The following is a 16,696-nucleotide window of genomic DNA, read 5'->3' as shown; positions in this document are numbered from 1 at the left end:
GAGCGCACCGGAACCTGTGTCAAATGCGCCGAACTGGTGCCGGTTGCCTGGAGCTTTGCCGTCAGCTCAGAAAATTCAGCAGTGAGACTTGCCGCAGCTGATTGATCACCTGGGCCGAGGCCTGAATGGCCACCTGCGACAGCTCCAGATCCGTCAGAGCCTGGGCCAGGTCGGCATCGGTCTTTTTCGACAGCATCTCGTCCAGCGAGACCTTCTGGGTGGTCTGGGCCGTCAGGATGGAGTCGACCCGGTTCTGCAGCGAACCGTTGCGCGCGCCAAAGTTGGTGACGGTCTCGCGGGCCTGATCCAGCCGGGTCAGCTGAGCCGTCAGGAAGTCACGGGTCGCATCATCCAGGCCGCCGTTCAAGGGCGTCGCTTCATGGAACAGCTGGATATCGCGGAAGATGTCAAAGCCTTCATGCCCGACCTCATTGGCCAGAAAGCCGGTCTCCATCAGCGTGCCCTCGTCGAGGCGTGACACCTGTTTCAGGGAGTCGTTGGCAAAGGCGTCCGAAGCGGCGGGCAGGTCCGCCAGATCGGCCATGGTCATGGCTGTGACAGGGGGCGTGGCGCTCTGGCTGCCGGCGAACAGATAGCGGTTTTGGTGGCGGCTGTTCAGCCCGTCCTGGGTGATCTGATAATGACCTTGCAACTCCAGCATCAGACCGTCGGTGCGACCGCTAGCAAGGGCGGCGGCGATAGCTTCGCGCGCCCCTGAAACGCCGTCCGCGATGCGGTTCAAGGCAAGCGCCTGGGTCTCCAGCCGCGATGCGACGGTCTCACCCGTGTCGATGAAGCCCTGGATACGGCTCTGGCTTGATTTCAGCGCCGTCAGGGTTTCCGAGCTCCGACCGAAGCCGGAAAGATCCGTAGCGACCTTCTGGGTCGAAACCCGCTCCTGCGCATCCTGCGCCCGGGTCTGGGCGGTCATCAGGTCAAGCAGGGCCGATTGGTAGTTGCCGAATGTGGATACGCGGTTCATCAGACCATCCCCAGCAAGGTGTCGTACAGTTCGCGCGCCGCCTGGATCAGTCGGGCCGAGGCGTTGAAGGCCTGCTGATAGGTGGTCATCAGCACCAGCTCTTCGTCAAGATTGACGCCCTCATGAGCACGCTGGCGGGCCGAGGCCTCGCCGTGCAAGGCCATGGCACTATCCCGCGCCGTCTTTGTCAGGGCCGCGCGCCCGCCGATGTCTCCGGCAAGTTCTGATGCATAGCGTGACACGGAAATCTGACCGCCCAGCGATTCCCCTGCGCTCTGGAAGGTCGCGTTGACCTGACCGGCATCGGCGAGGGCCAGGGCGCCGCGCCCGTCTCCGCTGGTCAGGCCTGTGGCGCCCACCGCTGCATTGAAGTCGAACTGGGCAAGGCCAAGCCGGGCCGGGCTCTGACGGATGTCGGTGCGCATTGTATAGCCGTCGGCCCGCGACGCCCGTACCCCGCCGCCGATTCCGAACAGTTCAGTGATCGACACGCCGGACGGAACCTGGGTCGTCCGGTCCTCAAGCACCGACAGGCGGGGTGCGGGGCTGGTATTGGCACTGAAGCTGAGGGTGCCGTCGGTTGCATTGAGAGTAAAGGCGCCGAACCGGCCTGCCCCCGTTGCCGGATTGTTCAGCGCCGCCACCAGGTCCGCAACGGTTCCACCGACCGGGATGGCCACGGTCACGTCCCGAATCTTGGCCCCGGTCTCGCCAGCAAACCGCAGGGTCAGCGTTTCACCCGCAGTGAAGCCGTGCGGGGACGTGCTGCTCAGGCCGGTCTGATACAGGGCGGGACGGTCTGTCGAGATCAGGTCGTTCAGACCAAAGAAGTGCGAGAACCCCCGCCCGATCTTCCGCGACGGGTTGGCCGGGTCGTCGGCGACCACCACCCCGTTGGTCCCCGTCGCCGACAGGCTCAGCACACCATCGACGAAGCTGGCCGTGGCCGCGCCGCCCAGCTCGGCATTCAGCGTCGCCAGAAATCCGGCCGGCGTGGTCGCGGTACCGTTGATGGTGATCGTTCCGCCGGAAAAGGCGATGTCGGCGCGGCTCTGGACCTGCCCGGAGGTATTGGTGACCGCGATCGCTGTAGTACCCGAAAAGCCGGCGACGGCGGTCTCAAGCGACTGGCCCACATTGCGCCCGGTCAGGCTTGTCGGGGCGGGAACGGACGAGTTGGCATTGTGCGCCCGGTTCAGCTCGTCCGCCACCCGGGTCAGCAGTTCCGCCAGCCGCTCGGCCGCCTGCGGGGCCTCGACGTCGCGCATGTCGACCAGGCCCTTGATCTCACCCGAGGTGATGCTCTCCAGCAGCGGGCGCTTCTCGCCGCGCGGCTCGGTCACCCAGATTTCGTTGAAGGCGGTCTCGGCGTTCACCGTGCCGGCTCGATTGTACGCCAGCGTCGCGTGCCCCTCGCCCGCCAGCAGCACTCCTGCACCCGTGCGGATCGACACACCCCCGACCGAACGCGCAGACACTCGCACATCCATCAACTCTGACAACTGACCGATCAGGGCCGCCTGGGCCGTCTCGGCGCCCGAGCCATCGCTGCCGACGGCGCTGGAGCGGGCGATCTCGATATTGAGCGCCTCGATCTGTTCCAGAAGTGTGTTGGCCTGGTCGACAGCGCTCTGGATGCGGCCATCGGCGTCCTCGCGAACCGCCTGGATCTGTCCGGCAATGCGATTGCCTTCGTCGAACAGGGCCTGGGCGCGGAACAGGGCCTCCTGCCGCCGGGGCGACGAGGCCGGGTCCTCGGCAGCGGCCGCGAACACCGAGAACGCCTGATCCACCTGCGCAAAAAAGCCGCCGTCGCCGCCTGGATCGCCGAACAGTCCCTGCATCCGGTCATACAGTTCATACCGCACCGACTGGCGCGCGGCGTCGGCCCCGGCATTGAAACTGGCCGCTTGCAGGAAGCGGTCGGTCGCCAGGCGGATGCGGGTGACCTCGACGCCCGAGCCCATACCCTGGCTGATCAGGGTCTCCTGCTCGGCGATCTTGCGCACATAGCCGGGCGTGTTGACGTTCGAAACATTGTCCGAGACGACACGCAGCTGAACCTGGGCCGCCGTCAATCCGCTGTTCGCGGTGTTCATGATGGAGGAAATGGACATCAGCGGGCCTCCTGACGGCGGTCACCCGGCAAGCTCTTCCCGCATGCCTGCGCAATTTGCCCGGCAGTTTCGGATGAGCTCAAAGCCAAGATGCTGTAATTTATAAGGTTCATTATCGGCGACCGTTCGTTCGTCCGACACCGGCGCAAGGGACGGGCCAGAGCGGACGGCCCGGACGATCGCTGCGGTCACCGGGCAATAAACGTCCATCCGCACGGCAATATTCGACCCGGCGCGGATCATTCGCAACGACATCTAGAAACACTAATGCTCTGGATTATTGTATTTTTTTGACAAACTGCCGAGTGGCCCGACCCTTGCGACCCGTCCCTCGATCCCGGTGCGTCCGGGTTCGACCTTATGGACGGAGGGGCTCAGCCCGATGCGCGCGGACAGCTTGTTCACACCCCTGCAGGGCGGGTCGGCCAGTGAGGCCGTCACCCGTTCGCCCGGGCGTGCGGGCGCCACAGCCGAGGGCATGGAAGCCTTTGCCGGACTGGTCAGCCAGGCGCAGGTCACCGAGGCAAAGGTCCGCCCGGCAACGTCGCGCCCTGAGCCAACCGCCCAAACCGACACAATGGGTGCACCCGAAGGCGAGGTCGCGGCCGACGATCGCGCTTCGGCAAAGTTGACCGGGCTCGAAGACGGCACCCGGCCGCACATCCTCCCGCACAATCCGCCCACCACAGGCAAGGAGGGCACGAGTCCTCAGATCCTGCCCCACAACCCGCCGGTCGTGGAGCTCGACGGCGGCAAGGAAGGCACGGGTCCGCAGGTTCTGCCAGGCGAGGACGGCAAGGTTCCCTCCGATGAGCACCCCCCGGTCCTGCCACACAACCCGCCTGTCTTCGGCGCCTCAGGCGGCAAGGAAGGCATGGGTCCGCAGGTCCTGCCCGGCGAAACGCCCACCCTGGGCAAGGGCAAGGGCGCGCAGGGGCCTCAGATCAACCCCGGCCCGCCGTCCGAACCGCCCGCCGTCGCCAAAGACGGGGAGGCAGAGGCGTCACCGGTTCCCAACAGCGCCACGTCACCAGGCACAGCCAGGGCCCTGTCCGACGGTCAGGCCGCAGCGCCTTTGGCCCCTGCCCTCGTCCGCCGTCTGCTGGCAACCCACGAGGCCCGAGACAGTGCCGCCGCTCGCGGGTCCGGCAGCACGAATGACCTGGGCTCACGCCTCAAGACCCGGCTGAACGGCGACGCTGCCCCGTCCGCTCTCCAGGCGACCGGGACCCCGGCTCCGACGGCGATCCAGTCGTCGCTCCAGGCCCTGACCATGGCCGCCGCAGGCCAGGCCGCTCAGACGGCGGCTGATCCCTCTCCGGCAGCTCTCCCGGCGGCCGGCGGCGAGGCTCCCACCCCTGTGCCCGGCGACGCCGCGACAGCGGACCCCTTCAAGGCAGCGCTTGCCTCTGTGGACCGAGGCCTCGGCCTGTCGACACTGTCCCGCGCGACGGTCGAGACCACCGCCCTGATCGCGGCCCAGATTCAGAACCGCCTCAACGGCCGCTCGACGCGTTTCGAAATGGCCCTGACCCCCGAAGGCCTCGGCCGTGTCGATGTCAGCATCGAGATCGACTCCGACGGGCACATGGCCGCGCGGCTGGCCTTCGACAATCCGGCAGCGGCCACCGAACTGCGCGGCCGGGCCGACGAACTGCGTCGCCAGCTGGAGCAGGCTGGCCTGCACCTCGACGGTGACGCCTTGCAGTTCACCGAGCGCGATCCCTCCTCCGCCGATCGCGGCTTCTCGGGCTTTGACCGGCGTGCCTTCGCCCGGGCGTCCGACCTGAATAACCAGGCGGACCAGCCCGCCCTCGAACCCGCCCCCTGGCAAACTCTTTCCCTGACGCGAGACCGCGTCGATCTGAAGGTCTGACCCCATGGTCGATGCCATCACCACCAATGACGCCGCCGGACGGATCGGCGCGGGCACCACCAGCCTGTTCAGCAATTTCGAGACCTTCCTCAGCCTGCTGACAGCTCAGCTGAGGAACCAGGACCCCCTGTCCCCGGTCGATTCCAACGAGTTCACCGGTCAGCTGACCCAGATGGCGGGCGTCGAGCAGCAACTTCTCACCAATGACCTGCTGACCAGCCTGCTCTCGGCCCAGCAGGGCACCGGCTTGACCACCGCCGCCACCTATATCGGCAAGGACGCGACCGCAGTCTGGTCGGCCACACGGATCGAGGATGGCCAGGCGTCGTGGAGCTATGAACTGGCCGGTGAGGCCTCCGAGGTCACCCTCCAGGTGCTGGACGGCAGAGGCAATGTCGTCTGGTCCGGCGAGGGCCCCGGAAAGTCTGACGGCGTTCATGGCTTCACCTGGAACGGCCAGACCACTGGCGGAGGCCAGGTCGCGGACGGTGGCGTCTACACCCTGAAGGTCGTGGCCAAGGATGGCGCTGGCGAAGCGGTCGACAACCAGGTCCTGATCCAGGGCCGCATCTCGGGCGTCGAGCTGTATGACGGCGAACCCTATCTGACGATCGGCAATTCGATCCTGCCGCTCAGCAGCGTCATCGCCTTGCAGCAGGCCAATGACGCCGCGACCACCCCCACTGATTCCACCGACGACGAGAGCCTGCTGGCCTCAGTCGCCTCGGCATTCAACCCCTTGAAATACCTGTCCTAAGGAGAGTATCCCATGAGCATCAACAGTGCCTTGCTGGCTGGCGTGTCGGGTCTGACGGCCAACTCAGCCGCCCTCGCCGCCATCTCCCAGAACATCGCCAATGTGAACACGGTCGGCTACAAGCGGACGACCAGCGAGTTCTCGACTGTCGTCAACAGTCAGAGCCAGGGCAGCGGCTATTCTGCTGGCGGCGTCCAGGGTTCGGCGCGTCACTTCACCAGCCAGAACGGCCAGCTGCAGCGCACCACCTCAACCACCGATCTGGGCATCGCCGGTCAAGGCTTCTTCGTCGTCACGGAGAAGCCCGAGAACCTGGAGGTCACAGACGCGCGCCTGTTCACCCGGGCCGGCGCCTTCCGGGTCGATAATCTGGGCTATCTGAAGAACACCGCCGGCCTGTATCTGCAGGGATGGCCGGTCGACGCCAATGGCGACATCGCCACCGATCCATCAGACCTGTCGCGCCTGCGGACCATCAACGTCGGCTCGGTCGGCGGCACGGCGGAAGCCACGACCCGCGTGCAGATGAACGCCAACCTGAAGTCCAGCCAGGCCATCTCGACCGAGGCGACCGACGCCGCCGCCGTCCCTCCCGGACCCACGGCCTATGATCCCCTGACCAATTCCATGGCTCTGTGGAATCCGGAAACCGGCACCGGGGTGAAGCCCGATTTCGAGGTCACGATCCCCGTCTCGGACTCGAAGGGCGGCCAGCGCACCATCGCCCTGTCCTTCCTGAAGAGCACAGTGCCGAACCAGTGGTACGCTGAAATTCGCGCTATCCCTGCGGACGATGTCGTCTCGGGTGCCGGTCTGGCCAACGGCCAGCTCAAGACCGGTCTGGTCGCCTTCACCCAGGACGGACGTCTTGACGTCGCTGCCATGGAGGCCCTGGGCGCCGATGCCCTGTTTGACGATCCCGCCAATGCCAATCTGAACTTCGGCTCTTCCAGCTCAGGCGCGCCTGCGGCCGGAGAGTTTGCCTGGGCACCCGACCTGGGCATCGACGAGCAGTCGCTGGCCTTCGACCTGACGGCGGCCGCCGGTGGCCTGACCCAGTACGACAGCGCCTCGGTCGTGCAGGCGACCATTACCAACGGCACGGCCTTCGGCAATCTCAGCGAGGTCAAGATCGACGAGCGCGGCTTCGTGACCGCCATCTTCGACAACGGCGTGACCCGCCAGATTGCCCAGGTGGCGCTGGCCACCTTCCCCAGCCCCGACAGCCTGACCGAGACAGCGGGGAATGCATATCGGGTCAGCCAGGGCTCGGGCACCTACAACCTCAAGGCCGCCGGATCGGGTGGCGCCGGCTTCATCGGCGCCTCACAGCTGGAAGCCTCGACCGTCGATCTGTCCGCCGAGTTCACAGGGCTGATCACCACCCAGCGGGCCTATTCCGCCTCATCCAAGATCATCACCACGGCCGACGAAATGCTGGCCGAGCTGATCAGCATCAAGCGCTGACGGGCATCAGGCGGAGGTCGCAAATGACGCGAAAAACAGCCCTTTCAGGCACCCGGAACGCGCCGTTTCAGCGGCGGCGCGTTAGCCGTTCCTTCACCACGACGCTTAAACGGCCTTTAGCGCCAGTTGCTTATGGTCAGGGTCAGTGATGGTGGTGAAAGAGGCATAAGCCCATGTTGCAAGAGCGACGAATGAACAAGGACGGCGAAGCCTATGTGGTTGGTCCCACAGGCACGCCGTTGACCCTGCGCGATCTGCCGCCGGTCAACACGGACCGCTGGGTGATCCGCCGCAAGGCCGAGGTCGTCGCTGCTGTGCGCGGCGGACTTCTCAGCCTCGATGACGCCCTCGCGCGCTATCGTCTGACCGCCGAAGAATTCCTGGCCTGGCAAAAAGCCATCGACAAATGGGGCATGCAGGGTCTGCGCACCACGCGAATCCAGCACTACCGCAACTAGGTCTTCCCTCCCCGAAGCCTGCCGATGGCCGCCTCTGTGACCGCAGGGGCGGCCTTCTGCATTGCTGAGCCTCGAAAAAGTCGGGCGGGCCCTCTATATGGCGCCCATGACCACGGTGATCACCCGCTCGCAGGATACCGCCTGCCCCATCCCCGCCATGGCGCCTGCCGATCTGGATGCGGCGATTGCCTCCGCGCGCGCGGCGGTCGGCCTGCCGGTCGGATCGCGCGTGGTGGCCGCCATGTCCGGCGGGGTCGACTCGACCGTGGTCGCGGCCCTGCTGCACAAGGCCGGCTATGACGTCGTCGGCGTCACGCTTCAGCTCTATGACCATGGCGCAGCGCTCAAGAAGAAGGGCGCCTGTTGCGCCGGGCAGGATATTCACGACGCCCGTCTGGCTGCCGACACCCTCGGCATCCCACACTATGTGCTCGACTATGAAAGCCGCTTCCGTGAGGCGGTGATCGATCAGTTCGCCGACAGCTATCTGGAAGGGCGCACGCCTGTGCCCTGCATCCGCTGCAACCAGACGGTCAAGTTCCGCGACCTGCTGGATGTCGCGCGTGACCTCGGCGCCGAGGCCATGGCCACCGGCCACTATGTCCGTCGCTCGGTCATCGATGGCCGGGTCCAGATGCGCAAGGCCATCGATCCGTCGCGCGACCAGTCCTATTTCCTGTTCGCCACCACCCGCGACCAGCTGGACTATCTGCGCTTTCCACTGGCCGATCTGGAAAAGCCCCAGGTGCGCGGTGTCGCGGCCGAACTGGGCCTGCGGATCGCCGCCAAGCCCGACAGCCAGGACATCTGTTTCGTCCCGTCCGGAGACTACCGCACCCTGATCGACCGCCTGCGCCCGCAAGGGCGTGAAGCGGGCGAAATCGTGCACATGGACGGCCGGGTACTAGGCACCCATGCGGGTATCACCGACTACACCATCGGCCAGCGGCGCGGGCTGAACGTCGCCGTGGGCGATCCCTTGTTCGTCGTCCGGCTTGAGCCCGAGATCCGCCGCGTGATCGTCGGTCCGCGGGAAGCCCTGCTGACCGGCGCGCTGACGCTCGAGGAAACCAACTGGCTGGGCGACGAGGCCGACTTTGCGGCCGCCGCTGCCACGGGCCGTGCCGTGCTGGCCCGCGTCCGCTCGACCCGCCCGCCCCTGCCCGCCCGGCTGTTCCGCGACGGCGACGCCATCGGCGTCAGCTTTGACGCGGGCGAAGAGGGCGTATCCCCCGGCCAGGCCTGCGCCCTCTACGACCCGGCCGACCCCGATCGTCTGCTGGGCGGCGGTTTCATCGCCTCGACGCGCGCGCTCGCCTGACCGCTCGCGGCCTGCCGGAAACTGACGATCAGGCCGCATCCTCGCGCGGCATGACATCGCCGACCGTCGGCCGGTTCTCGGCCCGGGTCAGGGCGATCTCGCGCGGTTTGACGATCTCGCTGCAGTGGTTGCAGGCGATGCGCGGATCCAGCGAATGGCCGCAGGTCTGGTGCACCATGTCGATGCCCGAGTCACAGTCGCCATAGACATGCTTGTTGCCCCAGGCGTGCAGGGTGACCAGCACCCCGTACAGATCCTTGCCCTTAGCCGTCAGCACATATTCGTTGCGCGGCGGGCGCTCGGAATAGGGGCGGACTTCCAGCACGCCGTGCTGCACCAGGGATTTCAGCCGCGCCGCCAGCACATTGCGCGCCAGCCCCAGCCGGTCCTGCCACTGCTCGAACCGGCTGACCCCTTGAAAAGCGTCGCGGATGACCAGCAGGGTCCACGGGTCACCGATCACCTCCAGCGTGGCAGCGATCGAGCAACTTTGTCTGGAGTAGTCAGCGGTGCGTCCCATGTCAGAAAGGTGACGTGGCGGCAGGCTGATTGCAAGTGGGTTGTCATTCTGGACCCTCCGCTTATGTTTGTTGGTCCGTCCTTTTTCGCAATGAACCCTTCGCATGACCTTCCCCATGCCGCGTCAGACACTTGATCAGGCCCTCACCCTGACGCCCGGCGACGGGCCGGACCGGACCGCTGATCTGACGGCGGACTTCTCCAACGCTCCGTTGGCCTGGCCTGCGGATAAGGGCGCGCCGTTCGGGGGCCTGATGGCGGCGCTCGCCGTCCGCGCCATGCGGGAAGGCCTGGACATCCAGCCACCCCTGATGACCCTGACGGTCCAGTATCTGGCCGCCGCCCGCTTTGCGCCGGTCACCTTCTCTCCGACACTTGAACGGGGCGGACGCTCGGTGGCCTATGCCTCCGTGCGTGCGGGCCAGCCCGGGCGCCCCGCTCTGACCGCCCTCGGCACCTTCGGCACCCTAGGGCATGGACCTGAGGTCCGGCCGCTCACTCCTTCGCCGACCCCGTTTGAGGATCTGGACCCGACGCCGGTCGATCCGCAGCTGGCCCCCTGGTTTACCCGCTATATCGAGCACCGGTTCGACGGAGGCGCCAAGATCGGTGGCGGCTCCCCCCTTTCGGACCCGACCCTGCGGCTGTGGATGCGGACCATCGACCATCGTCCGCTGGACGAGCTCAGCCTGTGCTTTCTGCTGGACGGTATCTTCCCGTCCTACATGACGGTTCTGCCTGTTCCGCCGGTGCCCTCGGCCAGTGTCGATCTGCGCTATGACCTGATCGAACCGGTGACGCCGGACACCTCACCCGAGGGCTGGGCGATTTTCCAATTCCGCACACGCGACGTTTCCGGCGGCTGGGCGTTGGATGACGGTATGGCCTTTGCGCCGGACGGTCGGCCTCTGGCGCTGGCCCGGCAAAGGCGCAAACTTTTCGGGCCGCGCCGCCCGGCCGAGGCCTGAGCGCAGGTGCAAACGGACTTGCGTTGCAGCGCACAAAAGCCGATCTAGCCTTCACCTTATCCGTATCCGAGGGACTGTTTTCCATGACCCAATCTAATGACCCCGTCGTCATCGTCGCCTTTGCCCGTACGCCGATGGGCGGCTTCCAGGGCGCGCTGAGCGGCGTCAAGGCGACCGATCTGGGCGCCACCGCCGTCAAGGCCGCGGTCGAGCGCGCGGGTGTCAGCGCTGACAAGATCGAGCAGATCTTCATGGGCTGCGTCCTGCCCGCCGGGCTGGGCCAGGCCCCGGCCCGTCAGGCCGCCATCGGCGCGGGCCTCGGCAAACATGTCGAGGCGACCACGGTCAACAAGATGTGCGGCTCGGGCATGCAGGCCGCCATGATGGCCCATGACGCCCTGATGGCAGGAACGGCCGATATCATCGTCGCGGGCGGCATGGAGTCGATGACCGGCGCCCCCTACGTCATGAACAAGCACCGCGGCGGCGCCCGCATCGGCCACGATGTGATCGTCGACACCATGTATATGGACGGCCTGGAAGACGCCTATACGCCCGGCAAGCTGATGGGCGCATTCGCCGAGGACACCGCCGGCCAGTACCAGTTCACCCGCGAACAGCAGGACGACTACGCCATCGAGTCCCTGCGTCGCGCCAATGCCGCCATCGAAAGCGGCGCCTTTGACGCCGAAATCACCCCCGTCGAGGTGACCAGCCGCAAGGGCACGGAAACCATCAGCACCGACGAACAGCCCGGCAAGGCCCGCCCGGAAAAGATCCCGACCCTGCGCCCGGCCTTCGCCAAGGACGGCACCATCACCGCCGCCAATGCCAGCTCGATCTCGGACGGAGCCGCCGCCCTGGTCATGACCCGCGAGAGCGTGGCCAAGGCCATGAACCTGCCGATCGTGGCCCGCGTCGTCGCCCATGCCGCCCATGCGCATGAGCCGGGCCTGTTCACCACCGCCCCCGTGCCCGCCATGCAAAAGGCCCTGAAAAAGGCCGGCTGGTCGGTCGACGACGTTGACCTCTGGGAGATCAACGAAGCCTTTGCCGTTGTGCCGATGATCGCCATGAAGGAAATGGGCATGAGCCGCGACAAGGTGAACGTCAACGGCGGCGCCTGCGCCCTGGGCCACCCCATCGGTGCCTCGGGCGCGCGCATCCTGGCGACCCTGCTGGGCGCGCTGGAAGCCCACGGCAAGACCAAGGGCGTGGCTTCGCTCTGCATCGGCGGCGGCGAAGCCGTGGCCATGGCGGTCGAGCGGGTCTGACCCCCCGCGTCAGTCGGACAGACAGACCTCGCAACTCTCGGGGCTGAACCGGGCGCTGCATTCGCGCCGGACGGCCTCTCCATGCTCGGCCAGCGCCTCTCGGTATATTCCACAGACCTCGGCGGCAAGCGGCACGGCCGGGGTCTGTGAAATCACTCGGCTGCCCTGCACGGCCGTAAAGCGGGCACCGTCTCCGTCCGCGCGCATTTCGACGGCGTCGTCGCCATTCCAGAGCTTCAGGGCCACGCCCTCTTCTGGATCGGCGACGAACAGGGCGGATTGTGACCGGCGGCTGTCCAGCGTCAGCCCGACATTGCCGGAGGGGGAGAAGGTGACATACCCCCCGCGTTCCTGACCGGTGTCGTCGTACAGCATGACACCGGCGACCTTTTCGCCGCCGCGGCCAATGCGCCGCCCGTCGATGATCGCATCGGGCAGGGCACCGCCGACCCTGACCCGCACCACGCCGTTCTCATCCACGACCGCCAGTTCGGAGACGGTCAACCTCTGCGGATCGGTGTTCATGGCAAAACCCGCTGTCAGCAGGGCCCCCAATCCCAGGATCGCAAGGCCCTGCAGTCGCGTCTGCCGCCGCAGACGTTGCAACAACGCCGCCATGTCCTGCGCGTTTTCAACGTCACCGTTCATCGTAAACCTCCCAAATACATCGAGGAGAGCATCGACACGAAATGCCGGTCGAATGAACTTAAATATCGGCAATATGATTGCAGGCATGTAATCTTCCGAGGCTCGTCCTCCATGAGTCTGCTTCGTGATGTCACTGCACCGTCGTTCCCTGCTTGCCATCACGCCCGGTCTGGTGGCCGCTGTGTCTTCCGGCAGGCTGTCGCACGCGTCCTCCCGCCCTGCCCCGATGGATGATATACACCTCTGGCCCGGCGCAGCTCCCGGCGGTGAGGGCGTCACCGTTACGCCTGAGGTGGTCGAGCGCTCGACCAATCCCGCATTTCACGACCGCATCGCAAAGCACACGCGCGATCCCCTGCTGACGGTCGTGCGGCCAGTACAGCCGAATGGCGTGTCGATGCTGCTGGTCCCCGGCGGAGGGTACCGCTGGGCCGTCGTCGACAAGGAGGGCATGGACTGCGCCCGCGTGTTCGCCGCCATGGGCTACACCTGTTACGTCCTTAGATACCGCTTACCTGCAGATGGTTGGGCGGCGGGACCGGATGCACCGCTGCAGGATGCCCAGCGCGCCCTGCGTCTGGTCCGGGCCCACGCCGCCGGCGAAGGCCACGCCCCGGATCGCACGGTCGTTCTGGGCGCCTCGGCCGGAGGGCATCTGGCCGGTCTGCTGGGCGCGCGTGCGGACGCCACCTATCCAGCCCTCGATGCAGCGGATCAGCATTTCCACCGGCCCGACGCCCTGATCCTGCTCTATCCGGTCGCCACGCTTGCCGACCCTTACGCCCACGCCGGATCGCGTCGCGAGCTGCTGGGTGAAACCCCCGCGCCCGATCAGATTTCGGCCTACAGTCTGGAGCAGATGGACTGGACAGGGGCCGCTCCGACTTTCCTGCTGCACGCGATGGACGACACGGCCGTGCCGGTCGAGAATTCCCTGATGCTGTCCGCCACCCTTCGGCAGGCCGCGGTCCCGGTCGAGGTCCATTTGTTCGAGGAAGGCGGCCATGGCTTTGGCATTCGCCTGATCGAGGGCCGACCCGCCGCCGTCTGGCCCGATCTGGTCCGGAGCTGGCTCGGCCGACGCGGACTCTGAACGGTCTGTAATGTTCTGCGGCTTGCGCCCGCCCCCCTGCCCGCTAAGGTTGCCGCGTCCTTGGGCCGGTAAATTTTGTGGGGTTTTTCATGCGTATCCGAATTCTGGTCGCGGCCTTGGCCGTGTCCACCCTTACGGCGGGGTCCGCCGTCGCCCAGGTCAGCGTCGGCGCGGTCGATCAGAGCCGCGGCACCTATGAGGACAAGTTCCGCCAGTTCGAGGGCGAGAGCTGGCCCAGCCCCAACGACTACCGTACGGCCTCGGGCGCGCCCGGCCATCGCTACTGGCAGCAGCAGGTCGACTACGTCATCGACGTGCGCCTCGACGAGGACGCCAAGGCCCTGACCGCCAGCCAGCGGATCACCTATCACAACAACTCGCCTGACACCCTGACCTACCTCTGGATCCTGCTGGACCAGCAGGACATGGCCGAAGGGTCGATGGCCACCATGGCCTCGCCCAGCTCGAGCTCGGACACCTATCAGTTCTTCGAGGCCCTGGGCTTTGAGCGCGGTCAGACCTGGGCCGGCGGCTTCCAGAACATCGTCGTCAAGGGCACCGACGGGCGCCCGCTGAACATCACCCAGGTCGATGCCCTGCTGCGCGTCGATCTGCCCCGCCCGCTGGCACCCGGCGAGCGGATCAGCTTCGACATGACCTATGCCATGCCGTTCGCCCAGACCATGGTGACCGGCGCCCGCAGCGGCTACGAATGCTTCCCGGGTTCGACCCCGGCTGGCAACTGCATCTTCCAGGCCGCCCAGTGGTTCCCGCGTCTGGCCGCCTATTCCGACTATGAAGGCTGGCACACCCTGCCCTTCCTCGGTTCGGGCGAGTTCCCGCTGGAGTTCGGCAACTATCAGGTGTCGATCACAGTTCCGGCCGACCACGTGGTGGCCGCCTCGGGCGAACTTCAGAACAGCCGCGACGTGCTGACCCGCGAGCAGCAGGCCCGCATGGAGCAGGCCCGGTCGGCCACCGACGCCCCCGTCTATGTCGTCACCCCCGACGAGGCCGTGGCCCGCGAACAGGGCCGCTCGACCGAATCCCGCACCTGGCGTTTCGAGGCCGAGAACGTCCGCGATTTCGCTTGGGCTGCCTCACGCGGTTTTGTCTGGGACGCCATGGCCGTCCGTCAGGATGAGCCGGGTGCTGAATATCCGACCGTCATGGCCATGTCCTTCTACACCAAGGAGGCGCGGCCCATGTGGGATACCTATTCCACGCGCGCCGTGGCCCACGCCATCGACGTCTATGGCTCCTTCACCTTCCCCTACCCCTATCCGACAGCCCAGTCGGTCAACGGGCCGGTGGGCGGGATGGAATACCCGATGATCACCTTCAACGGGGCCCGTCCGACGCGCGATGAGAATGGCAATGTCATCAACGGGGACGCGACCAAATACGCCCTCGTCGATGTGATCATCCACGAGATCGGCCACATCTGGTTCCCAATGATCATCAACAGCGACGAGCGCCAGTGGACCTGGATGGATGAGGGCATCAACACCTTCGTCGAATATCAGGCCACCAAGCTCTGGGATCCTGGCTTCCCGTCGCGGGGCGAGCCGCGCGACATCGTCCGCTTCATGACGTCGGACAACCAGGTCCCGCTGATGACCCGCTATGACACGGCGCTCAATGCCGGCAATGTCGGCTATCTGAAGCCCGGCACGGCTCTGGTCGTGCTGCGCGAGACGGTCATGGGCCGCGAGCTGTTTGACCGCGCCTTCCGCGAATACGCCGAGCGCTGGAAGTTCAAGCGTGCCACCCCCTACGACTTCTTCCGCACCATGGAAGAAAGCTCGGGCATGGACCTCGACTGGTTCTGGCGCGGCTGGTTCTATTCGACCGACCACGTCGACATCTCGCTCGAAAACGTGGTCCAGGCCCGTCTGGCCACGGATGAGGACGAGGAACAGTCTGAAGGTCCGCCGCCTCCCGGCGAGCCCGAGGTCGAAGTCGTCGAGCCGCCGGTGCCGCTGACCATCGCCAACAATGCCGGCATGCAGACGGTCATCGAGCGCAACCCGTCGATCGACGCCTATGACGACAGCGCCGACGGCGCCTATCCCCTGACGGACGAGCAACGCCGGGCCATTGGCCGCGGCGGTCGGCAGATGATCATGCCCCTGATCCAGGAAGCCCAGTCGTTCGACTCCAACGTCTACCGCTTCAGCTTCAAGAACGTCGGCGGCGTGGTGATGCCCATCATCCTGAAGCTGACCTTCGACGACGGCACCAGCGAAGTGGTCCGCATCCCGGCCGAGATCTGGCGCTACAACAGCCAGGAGGTCAGCTGGCAGTATGTGACCGACAAGACCCTGGTGCAGACCGAGGTCGATCCCAACTGGGAAACCGCCGACGCCGACCGCGCGAACAACTACTTCCCGCGTCGCTAGTCAGCACTGCCATCAAGGCCGGGGGCGCGTTCCGCAAGGGACGCGCCCTCAGTCGTTTTCGTCCGGCCCGTTCAGATCGGCGGGGTCGGCTTCATAGTCCAGCAGGTCAGCGGGGCGGCACCCCAGCGCCGCGCACAGCCGGGCGAGGGTGGAAAAGCGGATGCCCTTGACCTTGCCCGAGCGGAACAGGGACATCTGGGTCTCGCTCAGCCCCACTTCGGCCGCCAGATCACGGGCGGTGCGGCCGCGTTCGGCCAGAACGGCATCCAGGGTCACGCGAACGGGCATTCAGATCATCTCGTCCAGCTCGGCCTGCACATCGGCCGCCTGACCCAGTACCCGGCCCAGCAGGAACAGCGCGCCGCCGATCATGCCCAGCGTCATGCCGCTGACATCAAAATGCAGCCAGCCGCCCTGCCCGCCGTGGATGATCCGCGTCAGATTGGTGACCACAAACACACTCCAGACCCCGCCAATCCCCAGAGCCAGCCCGACATTGCGAAGCGCCAGCGCGAGCGTCGGCTGGATCAGTCGCCCCTTCGACAACTGCCCCAGCGCCCGCCCGATCATCCATACCGCCGCCAGGTAACAGACGGCCGGCATGACCCAGATCACCGAGCTGACGACATCCCGGGCGTAGGGGACGGCGTCGCCCCGCAGGCGCAGCCACAGGGGCGCGATCAGATGCATCAGCGCCAGCAGGCTGCCGACGCTGATCACCATGAACCGGGCCAGCAGCTGGAACTGGCGGCAACGCGCCCGAAACCGGGCCAGATCGTCGGAACTCATCGGGCTCTCCCTGTCTGAACTTTAA

Annotated in this window: 15 protein-coding genes; 9 read left to right on the top strand and 6 right to left on the bottom strand. The window is 66.3% G+C overall.

The features are described from left to right. Positions 1-61 precede the first annotated feature (61 nt). A complete protein-coding gene (locus B4K74_RS06115) occupies positions 62-982 on the bottom strand; it encodes a flagellin (RefSeq protein ID WP_123288401.1) in 921 nt (306 codons plus the stop codon). Then, positions 982-3,099 (bottom strand): flagellar hook-associated protein FlgK, encoded by a 2,118-nt coding sequence (flgK, locus tag B4K74_RS06110; protein WP_286692192.1) that lies wholly within the window; start codon positions 3,097-3,099, stop codon positions 982-984. Before flgK ends, B4K74_RS06115 begins: the two co-directional genes overlap by 1 nt. Positions 3,100-3,481: 382 nt before the next feature. Here flgK and B4K74_RS06105 point away from each other — a divergent pair, with 382 nt between their 5' ends. The 5 genes from B4K74_RS06105 (at position 3,482) to mnmA (ending at position 8,978) form a co-directional block, all read left to right on the top strand. Further along, entirely contained in the window at positions 3,482-4,975 is a 1,494-nt protein-coding gene (locus B4K74_RS06105) for a flagellar hook-length control protein FliK (RefSeq protein WP_286692191.1), read from the top strand. 4 nt (positions 4,976-4,979) lie between these two features. After that, positions 4,980-5,732, top strand: a complete 753-nt coding sequence (locus B4K74_RS06100) for a flagellar hook assembly protein FlgD (protein WP_286692190.1) — start codon at positions 4,980-4,982, stop codon at positions 5,730-5,732. Between the two features lie 12 nt (positions 5,733-5,744). After that, positions 5,745-7,199: a flagellar hook protein FlgE gene (gene flgE / locus B4K74_RS06095; RefSeq protein WP_286692189.1), complete on the top strand. Its 1,455-nt coding sequence runs from the start codon at positions 5,745-5,747 to the stop codon at positions 7,197-7,199. A 173-nt stretch (positions 7,200-7,372) separates the two neighbouring features. After that, a complete protein-coding gene (locus tag B4K74_RS06090) occupies positions 7,373-7,657 on the top strand; it encodes a DUF1153 domain-containing protein (RefSeq protein WP_123288397.1) in 285 nt (94 codons plus the stop codon). A gap of 106 nt (positions 7,658-7,763) precedes the next feature. After that, on the top strand, positions 7,764-8,978 hold the full coding sequence (mnmA, locus tag B4K74_RS06085) for a tRNA 2-thiouridine(34) synthase MnmA (RefSeq protein ID WP_414630930.1): 1,215 nt from the start codon (positions 7,764-7,766) through the stop codon (positions 8,976-8,978). 28 nt (positions 8,979-9,006) lie between these two features. On the opposite strand, the gene B4K74_RS06080 is transcribed toward mnmA, so the two are convergent. After that, the gene (locus B4K74_RS06080) at positions 9,007-9,498 is read right to left on the bottom strand and encodes a winged helix-turn-helix transcriptional regulator (protein WP_123288395.1); all 492 of its coding nucleotides are present in this window, start codon (positions 9,496-9,498) and stop codon (positions 9,007-9,009) included. Between the two features lie 103 nt (positions 9,499-9,601). On the opposite strand from B4K74_RS06080, the gene B4K74_RS06075 reads away from it, so the two are divergent. Beyond that, on the top strand, positions 9,602-10,465 hold the full coding sequence (locus B4K74_RS06075; RefSeq protein WP_286692188.1) for an acyl-CoA thioesterase: 864 nt from the start codon (positions 9,602-9,604) through the stop codon (positions 10,463-10,465). A gap of 83 nt (positions 10,466-10,548) precedes the next feature. Beyond that, entirely contained in the window at positions 10,549-11,739 is a 1,191-nt protein-coding gene (locus B4K74_RS06070; RefSeq protein ID WP_286692187.1) for a thiolase family protein, read from the top strand. Positions 11,740-11,748: 9 nt separating this feature from the next. Here the strand turns inward: B4K74_RS06070 and B4K74_RS06065 are convergent, their stop codons facing one another. After that, complete coding sequence (locus B4K74_RS06065; RefSeq protein ID WP_286692186.1) at positions 11,749-12,387, bottom strand: hypothetical protein; 639 nt, start codon at positions 12,385-12,387, stop codon at positions 11,749-11,751. Positions 12,388-12,613: 226 nt separating this feature from the next. Here B4K74_RS06065 and B4K74_RS06060 point away from each other — a divergent pair, with 226 nt between their 5' ends. Continuing rightward, positions 12,614-13,480, top strand: a complete 867-nt coding sequence (locus B4K74_RS06060) for an alpha/beta hydrolase (protein ID WP_286692185.1) — start codon at positions 12,614-12,616, stop codon at positions 13,478-13,480. Positions 13,481-13,569: 89 nt separating this feature from the next. After that, a complete protein-coding gene (locus tag B4K74_RS06055) occupies positions 13,570-15,882 on the top strand; it encodes a M1 family metallopeptidase (RefSeq protein ID WP_286692184.1) in 2,313 nt (770 codons plus the stop codon). 48 nt (positions 15,883-15,930) lie between these two features. Here the strand turns inward: B4K74_RS06055 and B4K74_RS06050 are convergent, their stop codons facing one another. After that, positions 15,931-16,170 (bottom strand): helix-turn-helix domain-containing protein, encoded by a 240-nt coding sequence (locus tag B4K74_RS06050; protein WP_286692183.1) that lies wholly within the window; start codon positions 16,168-16,170, stop codon positions 15,931-15,933. Then, positions 16,171-16,671, bottom strand: a complete 501-nt coding sequence (locus B4K74_RS06045) for a DUF2975 domain-containing protein (RefSeq protein WP_286692182.1) — start codon at positions 16,669-16,671, stop codon at positions 16,171-16,173. Positions 16,672-16,696: the final 25 nt, after the last annotated feature.

Origin of the sequence: Brevundimonas sp. UBA2503 (assembly GCF_002341485.1) — a bacterium.
Lineage (GTDB): Bacteria > Pseudomonadota > Alphaproteobacteria > Caulobacterales > Caulobacteraceae > Brevundimonas > Brevundimonas halotolerans.
Note: the sequence above shows the minus strand (reverse complement) of the source record. Positions and strands in the feature narration are given on the sequence as shown.

Bases quoted from the DNA above. Each gene is read 5' to 3' on its own strand.
- flgK (WP_286692192.1), bottom strand. From the start codon at position 3,099: ATGTCCATTTCCTCCATCATGAACACCGCGAACAGCGGATTGACGGCG.
- B4K74_RS06065 (WP_286692186.1), bottom strand. From the start codon at position 12,387: ATGAACGGTGACGTTGAAAACGCGCAGGACATGGCGGCGTTGTTGCAA.
- B4K74_RS06050 (WP_286692183.1), bottom strand. From the start codon at position 16,170: ATGCCCGTTCGCGTGACCCTGGATGCCGTTCTGGCCGAACGCGGCCGC.
- B4K74_RS06055 (WP_286692184.1), top strand. From the start codon at position 13,570: ATGCGTATCCGAATTCTGGTCGCGGCCTTGGCCGTGTCCACCCTTACG.
- B4K74_RS06100 (WP_286692190.1), top strand. From the start codon at position 4,980: ATGGTCGATGCCATCACCACCAATGACGCCGCCGGACGGATCGGCGCG.
- B4K74_RS06060 (WP_286692185.1), top strand. From the start codon at position 12,614: ATGGATGATATACACCTCTGGCCCGGCGCAGCTCCCGGCGGTGAGGGC.
- flgE (WP_286692189.1), top strand. From the start codon at position 5,745: ATGAGCATCAACAGTGCCTTGCTGGCTGGCGTGTCGGGTCTGACGGCC.
- B4K74_RS06045 (WP_286692182.1), bottom strand. From the start codon at position 16,671: ATGAGTTCCGACGATCTGGCCCGGTTTCGGGCGCGTTGCCGCCAGTTC.
- B4K74_RS06075 (WP_286692188.1), top strand. From the start codon at position 9,602: ATGACCTTCCCCATGCCGCGTCAGACACTTGATCAGGCCCTCACCCTG.
- B4K74_RS06105 (WP_286692191.1), top strand. From the start codon at position 3,482: ATGCGCGCGGACAGCTTGTTCACACCCCTGCAGGGCGGGTCGGCCAGT.
- B4K74_RS06090 (WP_123288397.1), top strand. From the start codon at position 7,373: ATGTTGCAAGAGCGACGAATGAACAAGGACGGCGAAGCCTATGTGGTT.
- B4K74_RS06070 (WP_286692187.1), top strand. From the start codon at position 10,549: ATGACCCAATCTAATGACCCCGTCGTCATCGTCGCCTTTGCCCGTACG.
- mnmA (WP_414630930.1), top strand. From the start codon at position 7,764: ATGACCACGGTGATCACCCGCTCGCAGGATACCGCCTGCCCCATCCCC.
- B4K74_RS06080 (WP_123288395.1), bottom strand. From the start codon at position 9,498: ATGGGACGCACCGCTGACTACTCCAGACAAAGTTGCTCGATCGCTGCC.
- B4K74_RS06115 (WP_123288401.1), bottom strand. From the start codon at position 982: ATGAACCGCGTATCCACATTCGGCAACTACCAATCGGCCCTGCTTGAC.